Origin of the sequence: Stutzerimonas frequens, assembly GCF_024448335.1 — a bacterium.
GTDB lineage: Bacteria > Pseudomonadota > Gammaproteobacteria > Pseudomonadales > Pseudomonadaceae > Stutzerimonas > Stutzerimonas frequens.
This window is the reverse complement of the sequence record NZ_JAMOHM010000003.1, coordinates 297,056-315,387: the sequence shown is the minus strand read 5'-3', so window position 1 is coordinate 315,387 and position 18,332 is coordinate 297,056. Positions and strand designations below refer to the sequence as shown.

General features: G+C 64.4%; 16 protein-coding genes. 7 read left to right on the top strand and 9 right to left on the bottom strand.

Annotated features, from left to right (window positions below):
* Positions 1–100 precede the first annotated feature (100 nt).
* Both NAO55_RS06375 and zapE read left to right on the top strand, forming a co-directional pair.
* Complete coding sequence (locus NAO55_RS06375; protein WP_102841036.1) at positions 101–1,009, top strand: LysR family transcriptional regulator; 909 nt, start codon at positions 101–103, stop codon at positions 1,007–1,009.
* A gap of 41 nt (positions 1,010–1,050) precedes the next feature.
* Complete coding sequence (zapE, locus tag NAO55_RS06370) at positions 1,051–2,160, top strand: cell division protein ZapE (protein ID WP_102841037.1); 1,110 nt, start codon at positions 1,051–1,053, stop codon at positions 2,158–2,160.
* An 8-nt stretch (positions 2,161–2,168) separates the two neighbouring features.
* Here the strand turns inward: zapE and NAO55_RS06365 are convergent, their stop codons facing one another.
* Positions 2,169–2,447, bottom strand: coding sequence for a peptidylprolyl isomerase (locus NAO55_RS06365; RefSeq protein WP_003300382.1), 279 nt, complete (start codon positions 2,445–2,447; stop codon positions 2,169–2,171).
* Positions 2,448–2,623: 176 nt separating this feature from the next.
* On the opposite strand from NAO55_RS06365, the gene NAO55_RS06360 reads away from it, so the two are divergent.
* The 4 genes from NAO55_RS06360 to gntR all read left to right on the top strand — a co-directional run bounded on the left by NAO55_RS06360 (position 2,624) and on the right by gntR (position 7,239).
* A complete protein-coding gene (locus tag NAO55_RS06360) occupies positions 2,624–3,754 on the top strand; it encodes a gluconokinase, GntK/IdnK-type (RefSeq protein ID WP_102841038.1) in 1,131 nt (376 codons plus the stop codon).
* 51 nt (positions 3,755–3,805) lie between these two features.
* On the top strand, positions 3,806–5,083 hold the full coding sequence (locus NAO55_RS06355) for a TRAP transporter large permease (RefSeq protein WP_102841039.1): 1,278 nt from the start codon (positions 3,806–3,808) through the stop codon (positions 5,081–5,083).
* Positions 5,084–5,144: 61 nt separating this feature from the next.
* The gene (locus NAO55_RS06350; RefSeq protein WP_102841040.1) at positions 5,145–6,161 is read left to right on the top strand and encodes a TRAP transporter substrate-binding protein; all 1,017 of its coding nucleotides are present in this window, start codon (positions 5,145–5,147) and stop codon (positions 6,159–6,161) included.
* A 58-nt stretch (positions 6,162–6,219) separates the two neighbouring features.
* The gene (gntR, locus tag NAO55_RS06345) at positions 6,220–7,239 is read left to right on the top strand and encodes an HTH-type transcriptional regulator GntR (RefSeq protein WP_102841041.1); all 1,020 of its coding nucleotides are present in this window, start codon (positions 6,220–6,222) and stop codon (positions 7,237–7,239) included.
* Positions 7,240–7,263: 24 nt separating this feature from the next.
* Here gntR and NAO55_RS06340 read toward each other — a convergent pair whose 3' ends face one another.
* Complete coding sequence (locus NAO55_RS06340) at positions 7,264–8,175, bottom strand: LysR family transcriptional regulator (RefSeq protein ID WP_011913327.1); 912 nt, start codon at positions 8,173–8,175, stop codon at positions 7,264–7,266.
* 145 nt (positions 8,176–8,320) lie between these two features.
* Between NAO55_RS06340 and NAO55_RS06335 the strand changes: the two genes are divergently transcribed.
* Positions 8,321–9,547 (top strand): acyl-CoA dehydrogenase, encoded by a 1,227-nt coding sequence (locus tag NAO55_RS06335; protein ID WP_013982861.1) that lies wholly within the window; start codon positions 8,321–8,323, stop codon positions 9,545–9,547.
* A gap of 90 nt (positions 9,548–9,637) precedes the next feature.
* Here NAO55_RS06335 and xylB read toward each other — a convergent pair whose 3' ends face one another.
* The 7 genes from xylB to NAO55_RS06300 form a co-directional block, all read right to left on the bottom strand.
* On the bottom strand, positions 9,638–11,161 hold the full coding sequence (gene xylB, locus NAO55_RS06330; RefSeq protein ID WP_102841042.1) for a xylulokinase: 1,524 nt from the start codon (positions 11,159–11,161) through the stop codon (positions 9,638–9,640).
* A gap of 11 nt (positions 11,162–11,172) precedes the next feature.
* Positions 11,173–12,651, bottom strand: a complete 1,479-nt coding sequence (locus tag NAO55_RS06325; protein WP_102841043.1) for a mannitol dehydrogenase family protein — start codon at positions 12,649–12,651, stop codon at positions 11,173–11,175.
* 103 nt (positions 12,652–12,754) lie between these two features.
* Positions 12,755–13,858, bottom strand: coding sequence for an ABC transporter ATP-binding protein (locus NAO55_RS06320; RefSeq protein WP_102841044.1), 1,104 nt, complete (start codon positions 13,856–13,858; stop codon positions 12,755–12,757).
* A 38-nt stretch (positions 13,859–13,896) separates the two neighbouring features.
* Complete coding sequence (locus tag NAO55_RS06315) at positions 13,897–14,730, bottom strand: carbohydrate ABC transporter permease (RefSeq protein WP_102841045.1); 834 nt, start codon at positions 14,728–14,730, stop codon at positions 13,897–13,899.
* 10 nt (positions 14,731–14,740) lie between these two features.
* Complete coding sequence (locus NAO55_RS06310; RefSeq protein ID WP_102841438.1) at positions 14,741–15,685, bottom strand: carbohydrate ABC transporter permease; 945 nt, start codon at positions 15,683–15,685, stop codon at positions 14,741–14,743.
* Positions 15,686–15,759: 74 nt separating this feature from the next.
* On the bottom strand, positions 15,760–17,067 hold the full coding sequence (locus NAO55_RS06305) for an ABC transporter substrate-binding protein (RefSeq protein ID WP_102841046.1): 1,308 nt from the start codon (positions 17,065–17,067) through the stop codon (positions 15,760–15,762).
* Between the two features lie 298 nt (positions 17,068–17,365).
* The gene (locus NAO55_RS06300) at positions 17,366–18,271 is read right to left on the bottom strand and encodes an AraC family transcriptional regulator (protein WP_102841047.1); all 906 of its coding nucleotides are present in this window, start codon (positions 18,269–18,271) and stop codon (positions 17,366–17,368) included.
* Positions 18,272–18,332 lie beyond the last annotated feature (61 nt).

The window sequence follows — 18,332 nt, the reverse complement described above, 5'->3', positions numbered from 1 at the left end:
TTCAGCGCAGCCTAGGCCGAGTGTTAGCGAGGCGGCCAATGACAGGATGGAGCGTTCCCATAACCTGCGGTTATGCTCGATTGACTGAAGGAGGACATGCATGCGGTTGCGTCATATCGAACTGTTCCAGGCGATCCTGCAAACTGGCAGCCTGACGGCCGCGGCCGAGCTGCTGCATATCTCCCAGCCGGCGGCGAGCAAGATTCTCAAGCATGCCGAGCAACAACTGGGCTTTGCGCTGTTCGACCGGGCGCGCGGCAAGCTGCAGCCCACCGCCGAGGCGCGCGTGTTGCAGCAGCAGACCGAACGCCTGGCCATCGACCTGCAGAATCTGCGGCGGCTTGCAGATAGCCTCGGCCGGGGCGAGGAGTGCGCATTGCGCCTGATCTGCACGCCGGCCTTGGCTCAAGCACTGCTGCCACAGGCGTTGTGCGCCTGGCGCGAGCGATTTCCACGTACGGTCTGTCAGCTCGCGACGCAGCACACGGCGGAAATCGTCGAGGCGCTGTTGCTGCGTGAAGCCGATCTGGGGCTGACGTCACAGGCGGTGGAGCATCCGGGACTGAGCAGCCAGCTATTGGCCGAGGGACGCATGCGCGTGATCGCGCCGCTTGGCTGGTGGCCGCTGGATGAACTGCACAGCCCGCTGCGGCTGCAGGCCTTGGCGGGTAAAGCGCTGATCGGCATCGACGCCCGCGATGCGCTGGGCAGCCTGTTGCGCGGCCACATCGAGGAGCTGGATCCGCCGCCGCGCGTCGTTACCTGGGTGCAGACCTATCAGCTGGCGCGTCAGCTGGTGTCTGCGGGGCAGGGCGTGGCGCTGGTCGATCCGTTCACCGCGCTGGCGGCTACTGGCGGCGAGGTGCAGACTCGTCTGCTCGAGCCCGCCGTCAGCGTGCCGGTCTATGCGTTGACCCGTGTTCACGAGCAGCTGCTACCGGCGCAGGCGATGCTGCTCGAGCAGCTCGGCGCCCAGGCCGAGCGACTGCTGCAGGATGGGCATAACTGAGCGGTCGCGCGCTACCATGGCGGCTTTTGCGCCGGACGATCATGCACGTCGACTCGCCCCGTGAACGCTACCAGCAGGCAATCGCACAAGACGGTTTCGTTGCCGATGCGGCTCAACAGCGCGCCGTTGCACGGCTTCAGGCCTGTCATGAGGCGCTGCTTTCCGGTGCGGACCTGCCGCTTGGCGTCTACCTATGGGGACCGGTCGGGCGTGGCAAGACCTGGCTGATGGACTTGTTTCACGCAAGCCTGACGGTTCCGTCGCGGCGGCAGCATTTCCACCATTTCATGCGCTGGGTGCATATCCGACTGTTCCAGCTCAACGGCACAGCCGATCCGTTGCAGGCCCTGGCCAGAGAACTTTCACAAGAGATTCGCGTACTCTGCTTCGACGAGCTGTTCGTCGGCGACATCGGCGACGCGATCCTCCTGGGGCGCCTGTTCCAGGTGCTCTTCGAGCACGGCGTGGTGATCGTCGCCACCTCCAATCAACCGCCGGAGCAGCTGTATGCCGACGGCTTCAATCGCGAGCGTTTTCTGCCGGCCATCGATGCCATCGTGCAGCACATGCAGGTGGTGGATGTGGATGGTGGCGCCGACCACCGCCTGCGGCCCGGCGCTGCGCTGCAGCGCTACTGGATCGCCCCGCCCGACAGTGGCAGCGCACTGATCGCGACGTTCGAGGCGCTGGCCGATGGAGCGTTCAGCATCGAGCCATTGGCTCTCAGCCGTCGTCCACTCGACGTCGTGCGGCGTAGCGAATCGGTGCTCTGGTGCCGCTTCGCCGACCTCTGCGGGCAGCCGTTTTCGGCGCTGGACTTCATCGAACTGTGCGACCGTTTCACGGCGATCCTGATTGGTGACGTGCCCAGGCTGGGCGGCACGCAGCGCGATGGGCGCATAGCCCGTGGCACCGAGGATGGAGCCGCGCGGGTCGAGGCGGGCGACCGCCAATTGCCCAGGCTCGCCGCGCGGGATGATGCCGTGCGCCGCTTCATCGCGCTGGTGGACGAGTGCTACGACCGGCGGATTCCGCTCTATATCGAAGCCGACGTGGCACTGGATGAGCTGTATACAGAGGGCTATCTGGCATTCCCGTTCCGCCGCACGCTCAGTCGTCTGCGAGAAATGCAGCTGCAACGCTTTGGCTAAGCGCCAGCTCAGTCGCGGTAGAACACCTGCACCAGGTGGTAGCCGAACTGGCTCTTTACCGGACCGTGCACTTCGCGCAGAGGCTTCTTGAAGATCACTTGATCGATGCTGCGCACCATCTGCCCTGGGCGCACTTCGCCGAGATCGCCACCTTTCTTGCCGGACGGGCAAGTCGAGTACTTGCGCGCCAGCACGTCGAACGCCTCGCCATTGGCGATGCGCTTTTTCAGCTGCGTGGCTTCGGCCTCGGTCTTGACCAGAATGTGGCGGCACATGGCTTTGGGCATGCTCGGTGTCCTCGATTGCACAGGGGCGCGATTGTAGTCATGCCGCCGCGAAAGTCGACCGACATACCATTTCGATGGAGGCGATACGTGACTGATCGGTCGACGAGCGGTAGTTCTATCACGCCGTTTGATAGCGCTAACATCCGACCAAACAAGCAAAACAATGGATTCCTCGCATGCCTTCAGTGCATAACTCAAAGGCTTCCGCGCTTCCGGTGCTGGTCGTCATGGGCGTCAGCGGTTCCGGCAAGACGGACACCAGCCACGCCGTAGCCGACGCGCTCGGCCTGCCGCACATCGAAGCGGACAACTTTCACCCGGCAGAGAACGTGGCGCGCATGCGTGCCGGCACGCCGCTGTCCGACGCCGATCGCGTGGAGTGGCTGCACGCGCTGATCGCTGAAATGCAGCGCACTTTAGCGGCAGGCAGCGGCTTCGTGTTGGCTTGCTCGGCGCTCAAGCGCAGCTACCGGGAGTTGCTGCGCAGTGCGGTTCCGGAGCTGCGTTTCGCCCATCTGGCCATCGATTACGAAACCGCCGTGCAGCGCGTCGGCGGCCGGCCGGGCCATTTCATGCCGATTTCCCTGGTCGATAGCCAGTTCGCCACGCTGGAATCACCGGAGGGCGAACCCGGCGTATTGACCGTGGATGCCAGCCAGCCCCGCGAAGTCGTTCTACGCCAGATCGTCGATTGGATGCAGGGCGCCGGTCTGGATGAGCTGATCGAAACCCGGGTCGATCTTTCTTCGCGCCCGCTTGATAGCGCTACCACAGCTCCGCCACTGACCAACGAGCCGATCTACAGCGGCACGGTCGCCCAGCACTTCGACCGCCTGACCGATTGGCTGATGGCCGCGCTGATGGCCTTCATGGTCATTGTGGTGTTCTCCAGCGTGGTGCTGCGTTATGCCTTCGGCACTGGCTGGACCGGCGCCGAGGAGCTGTCGCGGCTGGCATTCGTCTGGCTGGTATTCGTCGGCGTCGCTTCGAGCATGCGCCGCGGCGAGCTGATGAGCTTTTCCATGCTGCGCGACCGCTTCCCGCGGCTGTTCCGCCGCGTCGTCGACTCCGTCAGCTGGCTGCTGGTGGCTGCTGCGAGCGGCCTGGCGGCCTGGGGCGGCTGGAACCAGATGCAGTTCGGCTGGACCATCAACAGCCCGGTAGTCGGCTATCCGCTGGGCCTGGCGATGCTGCCGGTGGCTGCAAGCATGGTCGCGCTGGCGGTACTGGCGCTGCTGCAGCTGGCCAACGTCTGGCGGCGCGATCAGCCATCGGCCACCGCCGCTGCGAATGTCACCGCGGACTGAAGCGACGCCGCAATCAGAACAATACGGGCACTGCCCAACCGAGGACCTTGTATGACCGTCGTCGTCTTCCTTTCATCGCTGCTGGGCTTCATGACGCTTGGCATGCCCATCGCTTTCGCGCTGCTGCTCACCGGCTCGGTGCTGATGTGGTACCTGGATTTCTGGGACGTGCAGCTCTTGGCGCAAAACCTTCAGGCCGGCGCTGACAGCTTCCCGCTGCTGGCTGTGCCGTTCTTCATCCTGGCCGGCGAGCTGATGAATGCAGGTGGCATCTCCCGGCGCATCATCGCCATGGCGCAGGCCTATTTCGGCCACAAGCGTGGCGGCCTGGGTTACGTGGCGATTGCCGCTTCGGTGCTGCTGGCCAGCATGTCCGGCTCGGCATTGGCCGATACCGCCGCGCTGGCGACGCTGTTGCTGCCGATGATGCGCGAGCGCGGCTACCCGCTGAGTTCGTCGTCGGGCCTGGTGGCGGCGGGCGGGATCATCGCCCCGATCATTCCGCCGTCGATGCCGTTCGTGATCTACGGCGTGGTGACCGGCACGTCGATCAGCCAGCTGTTTCTCGCCGGCATGGTGCCGGGGCTGATCATGGGCATGGGCCTGATCGTCGCCTGGACGCTGATCGCCCGGCGGATCGACGAACCGAAACAGGAAAAGGCCAGCGGTGCCGTGCGCCGCCGCGTGCTAGTCGACGGGGCGGCGGCGCTGATGCTGCCGGTGATCATCGTCGGCGGCCTGCGCGGCGGGCTGTTCACCCCGACCGAAGCCGCCGTGGTCGCCGCGGTCTACGCGCTGGCGGTGTCGACCCTGCTGTATCGCGAACTGACCTGGGCCGGGCTGGTCGAGGTGCTCACGCGTGCCAGCCGCACTACGGCGTCGGTGATGTTTCTCTGCGCCGCGGCGACGGTATCGGCGTACATGATCACCCTGGCCCAGCTGCCCGACGAGATCGCGGCGATGCTCGGTCCGCTGGCGCAGGATCCCAAGCTGCTGATGGTCGCCATCATGCTGCTAATGATCGCTGTCGGCATGGTGCTGGACCTGACCCCGACCATTCTGATCCTCGGTCCGGTGCTGGCGCCCATCGCGATCAAGGCCGGCATCGATCCGGTGTATTTCGGCGTGATGTTCGTGCTGATCGGTTCCATCGGGCTGATCACCCCGCCGGTAGGCACCGTGCTCAACGTGGTCGGCGGCATCGGCCGGCTGCGCATGGAAACCCTGGTGCGCGGCGTGATGCCGTTCTTCCTCGTCTACCTGGTGATCGTCGGGCTGCTCATAGCCGCGCCCTCGATCATCACCGTACCCCTGGCCTGGCTGCGGTAACGCCGGTCGTGGAACTCCAGCGACACACCCAACAGCCCAACAACAAGAAAGGTACCGCTCCATGAAACGACTCATCATCAGCACCCTGACTGCCGCATTGCTCGGCAGCACACTCGGCCTCGGCCAGGTCCACGCCGCCGACGACATCCGCCCGCGCATGATCCGCTTCGGCTACGGCCTCAACGAAGACAGCAACCAGGGCAGGGCAGTGAAACTGCTCGCCGAAGAGGTGGCCAAGGCTTCGGACGGCAAGCTGAAAGTGCGTACGTTTGGTTCGGCCAGCCTCGGCTCGGACGACCAGATGCAGAACGCGCTGATCGGCGGCGCACAGGAAATGATGGTCGGCTCGACCGCGACGCTGGTCGGCATCACCAAGGAAATGGCGGTGTGGGACACGCCGTTTCTCTTCACCGATCCTGGCCAGGCCGATCAGGTACTGGACGGGCCGGTGGGTCGGCAGATCATGGACAAGCTCGAGGAAAAGGGGCTGGTCGGGTTGGCCTACTGGGAGAATGGCTTTCGCAACGTGACCAACAGCGCGCGGCCAATCGAGAAGTTCGAGGACTTCAATGGCATCAAACTGCGCGTGATGCCCAATCCGGTGTTTATCGACACCTTCAAGCGCATGGGCGCCAATGCGGTGCCGCTGCCGTTCTCCGAGCTTTTCACTGCGCTGGAAACCAAGGCGGTCGACGGCCAGGAAAACCCCTACAACACCATCCTGTCTTCCAAGTTCTATGAAGTGCAGAAGTTCCTCAGCGTGACCAATCACGTCTACAGCCCCTGGATCGTCACGGCGTCCAAGCGCTGGTGGGACGGGCTCTCGGAAACCGAGCAGGGCATCATCATGGCGGCGGCCCAGAAGGCGCGTGATGCCGAGCGCGAGGACACCCGTCGCGAGGCGAGCCAGGCCCTGGCGGCGCTGAAAGAGCACGGCATGCAGATCAACGAGGTCAGCCCGGAGGAGATCCAGCGCATGCGTGAGCAGGCGCAGCCGGCGATCCAGACAGTGATCGATGCGGTCGGCCAGGACCTGTTCGATCAGGTGCAGGCCGAAGTGGAAAAGGCCGCACCTTAGGAGGCGCCCCCAGAATGCCCGCTGCTAGAATCCGCCGCTTTCGACCAATGGAACGCGCATGACCACACGCCGTCGCCGCTCTGCCGAGCGGGTAACCCTCTCGGATGTCGCACGTAGTGCCGGCTGCTCGCTGATGTCGGCATCCCGCGCGCTGTCGCAACCGGATCTGGTATCCGATGCATTGCGTGAGCGTGTCGAGCAGGCGGTCAAGGCGCTCGGCTATGTGCCGCACCCCGCGGCGCGCAGCCTGGCCAGTTCGCGCTCCAACTTGGTGGCGGTGATCATCCCCTCGCTGTCCAACGCGGTGTTCGTCGACACCGTCGAGGCCATCCAGCGGGTGCTGATGCCGGCGGGTTACGAAATGATGATCGGCGTCAGCCACTATCGCCCCGAAGAGGACGAACGGCTGCTGCGCGCCTATCTGGCCCATCAGCCGGCCGGACTGCTGCTCACCGGTTTCGAGCGCAGCGAGGCGGCGCGGGCAGTGCTGGCCGGCTACACGGCGCCACGGGTCACGCTGATGGAGCTGAGCGATCAGGCGGACAACTATTGCGTCGGCTTCTCGCAATTGCAGGCCGGCGCGGCGATGACCCGCACGCTGCTCGAGCGCGGCTATCGTCACGTTGCGTTCGCCGCGGCGCAGCTCGACCCTCGGACCCTGCAACGCGCCGAAGGCTACCGTCAGGCCATGCGTCAGGCCGGTCGCTATGAGCCGACTCTGGAGCTGTTGACGCCACAGCTGTCGTCCATTGGGCTTGGCGCGGAGCTGCTGGATCGGCTGCTGGCTCAGCACTCGCAGATCGACGCGGTGTTCTTCAACAACGACGACCTGGCCCTTGGGGCGCTGTTTCGCGCCCATCAGCTGGGGCTCGACGTGCCGGGGCGGTTGGCAATTGCCGGTTTCAATGACCTGCCGGCGGCGGCCTGGATGCATCCGGCGCTGAGCACGGTGCGCACCCGGCGTGGCGAAATCGGCGAGCTGGCGGCGCAGATGCTGCTGAGCCTGATGCGAGGTCGGCAGCCTGCCGAGCGCTGTATCGACGTGGGCTTCGAAGTGGTAATGCGCGACAGCGCCTGAGGCGGGCTTTCACCCGCCAGGGAATCAGAGATCCTGCTGCGCGGTGACCTGCTGGGCGATCTCGATCATCTGCTCGCGCATCCAGCGGTTGGCCGGGTCCTGATCGGTGCTTTCATGCCAGTAGATGTGGGTTTCCAGCGGCATGATGTCCACCGGCAGGTCGACCTGGTGCAGGTTGTGCCGCCGGGCGAAACGCTCGGGAACGGTCACCGCCATGTCGGTCTGGTCGATCACCTGGGTCGCCATCAGGTAGTGCTGTGAGCGCAGGGCGATCTTGCGCTGCAGGCCCATCTTGCCCAATGCCAGGTCCACCAGACCAAGCCCGCTGCGGCGGCTGGAAATGTGGATGTGCGACAGCGACAGGTATTGCTCCAGGGTGAGCTTGTCTTTGGCCAGCGGGTGGCCGCGGCGCATGGCGCAGATGTAGCGATCTTCCAGCAGCTTGACGTGACGCACCTGCGGGTCGGTGTTGAGTGGCGCGTCCATGGCGAAGTCCAGGCGGCCGGCGGCCAGTTCCTTGGTCGTCTCGCGGCGCTTGGCCAGCATGCTCTCGATCTTCACGTTCGGTGCCAGGCGGCGCAGGCGCTGGAACAGCGGCGGCAGCATCACCGCCTCGGTGAGGTCGGTCATGCTGATGCGGAACGTCTTGTTTGCCTGCGCCGGGCTGAAGGTGCGGCTTTCCTGCACCGATACCCGCAGCAGCTGCAGCGCATTGCGTACCGGGCCAATGATGTTCTGCGCCATCGGCGTCGGCACCATGCCCTGGGCGGTACGCACGAAGAGCGGATCGTTGAACGTCTCGCGCAAGCGGGCGAGGGCGTTGGAAACGGCGGGCTGGGTGATGCCGACGATCTGCCCGGCACGTGTGAGGTTCGCTTCGGTGTAGATGGCGTCGAAGACGATGAATAGATTCAGATCGACCTTGTTCAGGTTCATTGTTGTGCTCTCCGGCGTGTATCGGATTCGCCGATCATATATCGGTGATGAATGTTTATACACGAGGAAAATAGCTTAGATAAATCACCAGGCCTCCTCTAGCATTCAAAACTACAAAACATTACCTGCCAGAAGGTTGTCGCCCATGAATTTCGCCTACTCCCCGAAGGTTCAAGAGCTGAGAGAGCGCGTGCAAGCGTTCATGGATGCTCATGTTTATCCCGCCGAAAAGGTGTTCTACCAGCAGGTCGCCGAGGGTGATCGCTGGCAGCCGACGGCCATCGTCGAGGAACTCAAGGCCAAGGCCAAGGCTGAGGGGCTGTGGAATCTGTTCCTGCCGGAATCGGAACTGGGCGCCGGCCTGACCAACACCGAATACGCACCGCTGGCAGAAATCATGGGCAGCTCGGGCCTCGGCCCGGAAGCGTTCAACTGCTCGGCGCCGGACACCGGCAACATGGAAGTGCTGGTGCGCTACGGCAGCGAGGCGCAGAAGCGCGAGTGGCTGGAACCGTTGCTGCGCGGCGAAATCCGTTCGGCCTTCGGCATGACCGAGCCGGGTGTGGCCTCGTCCGATGCCACCAACATGGAAGCCCGCGCGGTGCGCGAGGGCGACGAGTGGGTCATCAACGGACGCAAGTGGTGGACCTCCGGCGCCTGCGACCCGCGCTGCAAGATCATGATCTTTATGGGGCTGACCAACCCGGATGCACCGCGCCACGCCCAGCACTCGATGATTCTGGTGCCGATGGATACTCCCGGCGTGAAGGTGCTGCGTCCGCTGCCGGTGTTCGGCTACGACGACGCCCCGCACGGCCACGCGGAAGTGCTGCTGGAAAACGTGCGGGTACCGTACGAGAACGTCATCCTCGGTGAAGGCCGCGGCTTCGAGATCGCCCAGGGGCGTCTCGGCCCAGGCCGCATTCACCATTGCATGCGTTCGATCGGCGTGGCCGAACGTGCGCTGAAATTGATGTGCGAACGCGCCGTCAGCCGTACGGCCTTCGGCAAACCGCTGGCCCGGCTGGGCGCGAACTTCGACCACATCGCCGAGTGCCGCATCGAGATCAACATGGCGCGCCTGCTGACACTGAACGCGGCGTACATGATGGATACCGTCGGCAACAAGATCGCCGCCAGCGAGATCGCGCAAATCAAGGTGGTCGCACCCAACGTCGCGCTGAAGGTAATCGACCGCGCCATCCAGATCCACGGTGGCGCCGGGGTTTCCGAGGACTTCCCGCTGGCGCACTGGTGGGCGATGCAGCGCACGCTGCGCCTGGCCGATGGCCCGGACGAGGTGCATCGGGTGGCCATTGCCCGACACGAGCTGGGCAAGTACGTGCCGCGCGAGGCGCTGCGCAGCCGCTAAGGCGTCATCCCTGGGAAAGGACCAAAGGCAAAGCCACACACGTGGCTTTGCCTTTTTTATGACCGTTTGCCTGTGACCGAGCGCTGCGCCTCAGGAGGTGACCGGCGTCAGCTCCGGTGGTGTCTGCCCGCCATAGGTGCTCGCCACCAGCTGTCGATAGCGCCGATAGGCTTGTTCATAGGCTCGAACCGATTCGGTGACCGGCGCGACCGCGGTGTCTTCGTCCAGGCTGACGCAGCGCGAGCAGATGGCTTGGAGGCTGGCTTCGGGATCCTGCTGTCGCGCATGGCACCATGCCGCCTGGATCGCGCCGCCCAGCGCCGCGGCCTCGCTGTGGCGGGTGCAGACCACCGGCGTGGCCATCAGGTCGGCGACGATCTGCCGCCACTGCGGATTCTTCGCGCCACCACCGATCAGCTGGATCCGCTCGCTGCGAATGCCGCTTTCGCGCAGCAGATCCAGCCCATAGCGCAGGCCGAAGGTCACGCCTTCGAGCACCGCGCGGCAGAGGTTGGCGCGGCTCAGGTTGTCGGCGGTCAGGCCGTGCAGGCTGGCGCTGGCCTGGGGCAGGGCGGGGACGCGCTCGCCGTTGAGAAACGGCAGCATCGTGACGCCTTCGCAGCCGATCGGCGCCTGCGCCACCAGCGCGTTGAACGCATCTAGGTCCAGCTCCAGCAGTTCGCGTATCGCCGCGTTGGCGTTGGTCAGGTTCATGGTGCAGATCAGCGGCAGCCAGCCCCCGCTGGACGAGCAGAACGTCGCAACTGATGGCTGTGGACTGATCCGAGGTTCCCCGGAGAACGCGTAGAGTGTGCCGGAGGTTCCCAGGCTCATGGTGATCGCGCCGGGGCGGATGTTGTCGGTGCCGATGGCGCCCATCATGTTGTCACCACCGCCGCTCGCCACGATGGCCTGGGAGTTCAGGCCCAGCCGGACGGCAAGTTCGGGGCGTAGCCGGCCGACCGGCTGATGGGGTTCGATCAGCTCGGGCAGCGCCGCCTCCAGACGGCCGCTGGGATCGACATACCGCAGGATGTCGAACGCCCACTGCCGGGTGCGCACATCGAGATAGCCGGTGCCGGAGGCGTCGCCGTATTCGCTTACGCAACGCCCGGTCAGCCAGTAATTGAGGTAGTCGTGGGGCAGCAGGATATGGGCGATCCGTGCGAACAGCGCGGGATGCTGCTCCTTCATCCACAGCAGCTTGGACACCGTGTAGCCCGGTGCGATGACGATACCGAGGCGCTGCAGCGAACCCTGTTCACCGCCCAGCCAGTCGAGCAGGCGCTGATTCTCCGTAGTCGACTCCGTGTCGCACCAGAGCTTGGCCGGGCGCAACACGCGGCCCGCGGCATCGAGCGTAACCAAGCCATGCTGCTGCCCGGACACACCAATGCCCAGCACGGCATCGCCGTCGACTCCGGCCTCGGCCAGTGCCGCGGCGGTAGCACTAGCGAAGGCGGCGGTCCACTGCTCGGTGTCCTGCTCGCGTCGGCCATTGGGCCCGCTGATCAAATCGTGGCCGGCCGAGCCCTGGCCGAGCACGCGCCCGTTATTGGCGTCGAGCAACAGCGCTTTGGTGCCCTGAGTGCCGCAATCGATCCCGAGAAACATGCCGGACCCCGTCACTGCGTCAGTAACAGATCAAGGGTGCCGCTGACCCCGAGCGTGCGCAGCCGCAGCAGGTTGCGCTCGAAGGCTTCGCGGAAGGCGAGCGAACGCGGAATCTGCGTGCCGAAGATCTCCTCGCGCCCGAGCAGGCGTTCGGCGAGGCCGTCGTCTTCCTCGACGAGAGACTGGCAGAAATCTGCGCGCGGATCGGGGATGCGGTACTGCTCGCCGTTTTCATCGACGCCCCGCAGATACAGCGCCCAGGCGGCGACCACCAGGGCGGCCCGGTCCAGGGCAGCGGTATCGGCGATCAGGCGGTCGATGGTCGGCACGCTGAACTTGGGAAACTTCGACGAGCCATCGGAGCACACCCGTTCCAGCTGATCGGCGATGGCACGGTTGGAGAAGCGCTCGATCAGCGTCTGCTTGTAGCGAGCGAGATCGATGCCGGGCACGGGAGCCAGTTGTGGGGTGACGTCCTCGTCCATGTAGCGTCGGATGTACTCGACGAACAGCGGATCGGCCATGGTTTCGTGGACGAAGCGATAACCGCGCAGGAAGCCGAGGTAGGTCAGCGCGAGGTGGCTGCCGTTGAGCAGCTTGATCTTCATCTCCTCGTAGGGCGAAACGTCGTTGGTGAACTGCACGCCGACCTTTTCCCAGGCCGGACGGCCGGCGACGAAGCGGTCTTCCAGTACCCATTGCACGAAGGGTTCGCAGACCACCGGCCAGGCGTCGTCTATGCCGTGCTGCTGCCTGAGGTCCTTGCGGTGCGCGGCGCTGGTCATCGGCGTGATCCGGTCGACCATGGCGTTGGGGAAGCTGACGTTGCGCTCGATCCAGCCGGCCAGGTCGGCATCGACCAGGCTGGCGAAGGCCAGCGTGGCCTTGCGGGTCACGTCGCCGTTGTGGGGGAGGTTGTCGCAGGACATCACCGTGAAGGGCCCGACGCCGTCGCCGCGGCGCTTGGCCAGGGCCGCGCAGAGCAAGCCAAACACGCTGACCGGGCTGAGCGGGTGCTGCAGGTCATGTTGAATCTGCGGCAGTTGTGCATTGAACTGGCCGGTGCTGTCGTCCAGGCAATAGCCGCCCTCGGTGATGGTTAGCGAGACGATGCGAATCGCCGGATCGGCCAGGCGGGCAACCACCGCCTCGGCACCATCCTCGCCCACCAACAGCATGTCGCGAATGCTGCCGATCACCTGGACCTCGGTGTCAGGCCGGTCGTCGAGCTCGACCAGGGTGTAGAGGTAGTCCTGCGAGGCCAGTGCGTTGCGCATCGAGCGTTCCTCGGCGCGCGTGCCGATGCCGCAGATGCCCCACTCCAGCCCCTCGCCGGTGTTCATCAGCGCATCGGTGTAGGCCGCCTGGTGGGCGCGGTGAAAACCGCCCACGCCGATGTGGGCGATGCCGGTGGTGACCTCGGCCAGGCGGTAGTCGGGGCGCGCGATAGGGGCCGGCAGCTGTGGCAGATTCGCTTCTTTCAACTTCATCTCGGGCCTCGCTGGGCTTGAATGTGGAAAAGCCGGGGGCGGGATCGCTGCCTTTACGGGCGCAGCGACCTGCCGTTGGAAGAGCTGGGCGCGACGTCGGGCGTCAGGCCACCTGCTGGAGTGGCTGGCCGACCGCCTGACCGCTGCTGTCGAAGAGGTGGCAATGGGCGGCCTCCAGCGTCAGCGACAGCGACTCGCCGTAGCGCGGGGTGAAGTCGCCACGAATGCGCATGGTCAGCTGCTCGCCGTTGCCGGTGACGACGTGGCAGTAGGTGTCGCTGCCCAGCCGTTCACTGACGTCGGCCTTCACGCTCAACTGGCAGTCGCCTTCGCTGCCACGGTTGAGGTGCTCCGGGCGGATGCCGAGGGTGACCGGATCGCCCGCCTTCAGCGTGGCGCCGCTCACCGGCAGGAACAGGCGACAACCGGCGTCGAGCTCGACTTCGCAGCCGCTGGCTTCGACACGGCTTGCGCGGCCCTTGAGAAAGCCCATCTTCGGCGTGCCGAGAAAGCCCGCGACGAAGAGGTTGGCCGGATGGTGATAGAGCTCCATGGGCGAGCCGACCTGCTCGATGCGCCCGCCGTTGAGCACCACCACCTTGTCGGCGAGGGTCATGGCTTCGACCTGATCGTGAGTCACGTAGATCATGGTCGCCTGCAGCTCCTGGTGCAGGCGCGACAACTCCAGGCGCATCTGCACGCGCAAGGCGGCATCGAGGTTGGACAGCGGCTCGTCGAACAGGAAGACCTTGGGGTTACGCACGATAGCGCGGCCAATGGCGACACGCTGGCGCTGGCCGCCGGACAGTTGTCGCGGCTTGCGTTCGAGCAGCGGTTCCAGCTCCAGGGTGCGGGCGGCTGCCTCGATCTTGCGCGCTACTTCCTGCTTGTCGGCGCCGGCCAGGTCCAGAGCGAAGGACATGTTCTTGCGCACCGTCATGTGCGGATACAGCGCATAGGTTTGGAACACCATGGCCAGGTCGCGTTTGGCCGGGCTGAGGTCGGTGATGTCGCGCCCGTCCAGTTCGATCCGCCCGCTGCTGACCTCCTCGAGCCCGGCGATCAGGCGCAGCAGGGTGGACTTGCCACAGCCGGAGGGGCCGACGAAGACGACGAATTCGCGGTCGCGGATGTCCAGGTCGATGCCCTTGATGATCTCGTTGCCGTCGAAGCCTTTCTTCAGATTGTGGATATTCAGGTCTGCCATGTTCGAATCCTCAGTTGTTCTTGGTTGTCAGACGGCGCTCATTTCACGGCGCCGAACGACAGGCCGCGCACCAGCTGCTTCTGGCTGATCCAGCCGAAGATCAGGATGGGGGCGCAGGCGAGGGTGGAGACAGCCGAGAGCTTGGCCCAGAACAGGCCTTCGGGGCTGGAGTAGGAGGCGATCAGCGCGGTCAGCGGCGCGGCGTTGGACGAGGTCAGGTTCAGCGACCAGAAGGCTTCGTTCCAGCACAGGATCAGCGACAGCAACATGGTCGAGGCGAGCCCGCCCTTGCTGATCGGCAGGAGCACGCGAAGCATCTCCTGCAGCAGCGTGGCACCGTCCATGCGCGCCGCTTCGAGGATGTCGCGGGGGATGTCCTTGAAGTAGGTGTAGATCATCCACACCAGGATCGGCAGATTGATAAGCGTGTAGATGATGATCAGCACCGCGCGGCTGTCGAGCAGGCCGAACTGCTTGGCCAAGAGGTAGATCGGCACCAGCACGCCCACCGGCGGCAGCATCTTGGTCGAGAGCATCCAGAGTAGCGTGCCCTTGGTGCGCTTGGTCTCGTAGAAGGCCATCGAATACGCGGCGGGAATGGCGATCAGCATGCCCAGCGCGGTCGCGCCGAAGGAAATGGTCACCGAGTTCCAGGCGTACTTGAAATAGCCGCTGCGGTCCTGGATGTGCAGGTAGTTTTCCAGCGTCGGCGTGAAGATGAACTGCGGCGGTGTGGCGAAGGCGTCGATCTCGGTCTTCAGGCTGGTCAGCAGCATCCAGAAGATCGGGAAGAACAGCAGCAGCGCCACGGCCCAGGCGAACACCCCGACTACCAGGGTATTGAGGCGGCGACTTTGTTTGAGCGTCAGCATCGGTCTGTCCTCAGTATTTTTCGGTGAGATTCTTGCCGAGCATCCGCACCAGAATGATCGCCGCGATATTGGCGATGACCACCGCGATCAATCCGCCGGCCGATGCCATGCCGACGTCGAATTGCAGCAGTGCCTGGGTGTAGATCAGATAGGCAAGGTTGGTTGAGGCATAGCCGGGACCACCGCTGGTAGTGGTGAAGATCTCGGCGAAGACCGATAGCAGGAAGATGGTTTCGATCATCACCACCACGGCGATGGGGCGCGCCAGATGCGGCAAGGTCAGGTGCCAGAAGATGGCGATGGGGCCGGCACCGTCGAGGCGGGCGGCTTCTTTCTGTTCCTGATCGAGGGACTGCATGGCCGTCATCAGGATCAGAATCGCGAAGGGCAGCCACTGCCAGGACACGATGATCACGATGGACGCCAGCGGGTGCTGTGCAAGCCAGTCCACCGGCTGCGCGCCGAAGAACTTCCACACCGCCGCGAGAATGCCCGAGACCGGGTGATAGATGAGGTTCTTCCAGACCAGCGCGCTCACGGTCGGCATGATGAAGAACGGCGAGATCAGCAGCACCCGGACGATCCCGCGGCCGGCGAAATCCGCCGCCTCCAGCAGGGCAGAGATGAGCACGCCGAGCACGACGCTGATCAGCAACACGCTGCCCACCAGGATCAGTGTGTTGGTCATGCCCGGCATGAAGCCGGCATCGGTCAGGAAGTAATGGAAGTTCTCCAGCCCGACGAAATCGTTCTCACCGGGATAGAGCAGGTTGTAGCGGATCACCGAGAAGTAGACGGTCATCGACAGCGGAACCAGCATCCACAGCAGCAACATCGCAACGGACGGGCTGACGAGAAACCAACTGGGGCCGAAGCGGCGTGGCTTGCGCTCGCTCGGCTCGCTTGCCGTATCGGTGACAGGTGCCTTGGGCAAGGCTGCAGATGGGGTGGCCATGGTGTGCTCCGGCTGAAAGAAGGCCATGAGGGCTCGGGTGAGCCCTGTCCGATTTCATCTTCGGAAGAAAATGCCTACTTGGGATAACCGGCGCGCTTCATTTCCCGCGTCGTGGATTGCTGCACCGCGGTGAGCATCTGCTCGACCGGCATCTGCCCGGTCAGCGCGGCGGAGAACATCTTGCCAACCTGGGTGCCGATGGCCTGGAACTCAGGGATGGTGACCAGCTGGATGCCGACGTAGGGCACCGGCTTGGCCGATGGCGAGGCGGGGTCGGCCTGCTTGAGCGATTCCAGGGTGATCTCGGCGAATGGCGCAGCGGCCATGTATTGCTCGTTGTAGGTGGACTCGCGTGTGCCCGGCGGCACGTTGGCGACGCCATCGGTTTCGGCGACGAGCTTGGCGTAGTCCTTGGACGTTGCCCAGGCGGTGAAGGTCTTGGCGGCGTCCTTCTGCTGCGAACTGGTCGGGATCGCCAGTGCCCAGGAGTACAGCCAGGCCGAGCCCTTGTCGGTGGTCTCCTGCGGTGCGAAGGTGAAACCGACCTTGTCGGCGACCTTGCTCTGCGATTCATCGGTCACGAAGGAGCCGGCAACGGTCGCATCGACCCACATGGCGCATTTGCCGCTGTTGAACAGCGCCAGGTTTTCGTTGAAGCCATTGCTGGAGGCGCCGGGCGGGCCGTATTGGCTGAGCAGGTCGACATAGAACTTGGCGGCCTTGGTCCATTCGGGGCCATCGAATTCGGGCTGCCACTTCTCGTCGAACCAGCGCGCGCCGAAGGCGTTGGCGACGGTGGTGACCAGCGCCATGTTCTCGCCCCAGCCGGCCTTGCCGCGCAGGCAGATGCCGTACTGGTCCTCGCCAGGCTTGTGCAGCTTTTCGGCGAACTCGGCCATCTGGGTCCAAGTCGGGTGTTCGGGCATGTCCAGACCGGCCTGTTCGAACAGGTCGGTGCGGTAGTACGTCATCGAGCTTTCGGCATAGAAGGGCAGTGCGTAAAGGGTGCCGTCGACCGAAAGGCCTTCGCGAACCGAGGGGAAGACGTCGTCCAGGTCGTAGTCGTCAGGGAGGTCGGTCATCGGAGCGAGCCAACCCTTGTCGCCCCACAGCGAGGCCTCGTACATGCCGATGGTGAGCACGTCGAACTGGCCACCATCGGTGGCGATGTCAGTCGTCAGGCGCTGACGCAGGACGTTCTCCTCCAGCACCACCCAGTTGAGCTTGATGTCGGGATTCTGCTGTTCGAAGGTCTTGGAGAGGCGCTGCATGCGGATCATGTCCGCGTTGTTGACGGTGGCGACGGTGAGGGTTTCGGCGGCCTGGGCCAGGCCGATCGAGGCCATGCAGGCGGTGCCGAGCAGCAAGTGGAATGCTTTCATTCGTGGACTCCTCTTCCAGAGCAGGGCCTGGAAGCACTTATTGTTTTTGTTGTTGCCCGCGTACTGCGCTACGAGCGTCTCGCGAGCATTACAACGCCGGGGGGAGCAGCGCGACAAAGCCGTGACTGCACTCGCTTCGATACTTTTTTGCACTCGGTTGAGCGAGGCGGGCCGCTCGCAGCGGCACCGACCAGACCCGTCGCCGGGGCTCAAGAATGAGGCTTTGCCACAACCGTAATGGCGCGAACGTAGAGACAGTCCAGGAAGAGGGCGCCGAACCCGCCCGGCCGGAAGCGTATCAGCTGGCCAGGTTCTGCTCGGTCAGGCGTTGTTCGACCAGACGCCGATAGCGCGATGGGGTCATGCCCTTGAGTTGCTGGAAGCGGCGATTGAAATTGGACAGGTTGTTGAAACCCGATTCGAAGCAGACATCCGTGACCGGCTTGTCCTGATCGAGCAGCAGTTCGCAGGATTTGCTGATGCGCAGGCTGTTGACGAACTCGACGTAGCAGCGCCCGGTGGCGCGCTTGAAGAAGCGCGAGAAGTAGGTGGGTTTCATGCCGAGATGGCTGGCGACTTCCTCCAGCGGCAGCTCGCGCATGTAGTGTTCGAAGATGTAGTTGACCGCCATGTTGGTCCGGTCGGCCTGCTGCTCGTCGCTCAACTGTGCCGAGGTGGCGCCGGAGAGCAACTGGTAGTCGTCGCATCTGGCAAGCAGCTCGAGCATGATCAGGAAATAGCCGAGGCGGGTAGCGCCGCGGCTGTCGGCGATCTGCTGCATCAGCTGGCGTGCTTGGGCGATAGTCTGCGGACAGCGAAACTCGATGCCGTAGCGCGAGCGCTCGAGCATCGGCGTGAAGGTCCGCAGCTCGGAGAACACTGCGTGGCCGGCCTCGAGCATCTCGTCCGTGAAGTTGACCAGCATGTCGCGCTTGGCCACGACCTCGCCGTCCTCGACCTGACTGATCCAGTTGTGCGGCAGGTGCGGGCCGGTGAGAAACAGGCTGTCCGGTCCGAAATTGCCCACGTAGTCGCCGACGAAGACCTTGCCGGAGCTGGCGACGATCAGATGCAGTTCGTATTCCTTGTGGTTGTGCCACCGCACCAGCGGGCAGGGGAAACCGTGTTCGCGATAGATCAGCGAGTTGCCGTGGTGGTCGTCCATCAGCTCGTAGGACGGGTCGGTAATCTTCAACGCTCTCATGCAGGGTCCGTTGTCGTGAAAGGCCACGAAGGGTTATAGCCGCTGAGGGCGCAACGGCCAA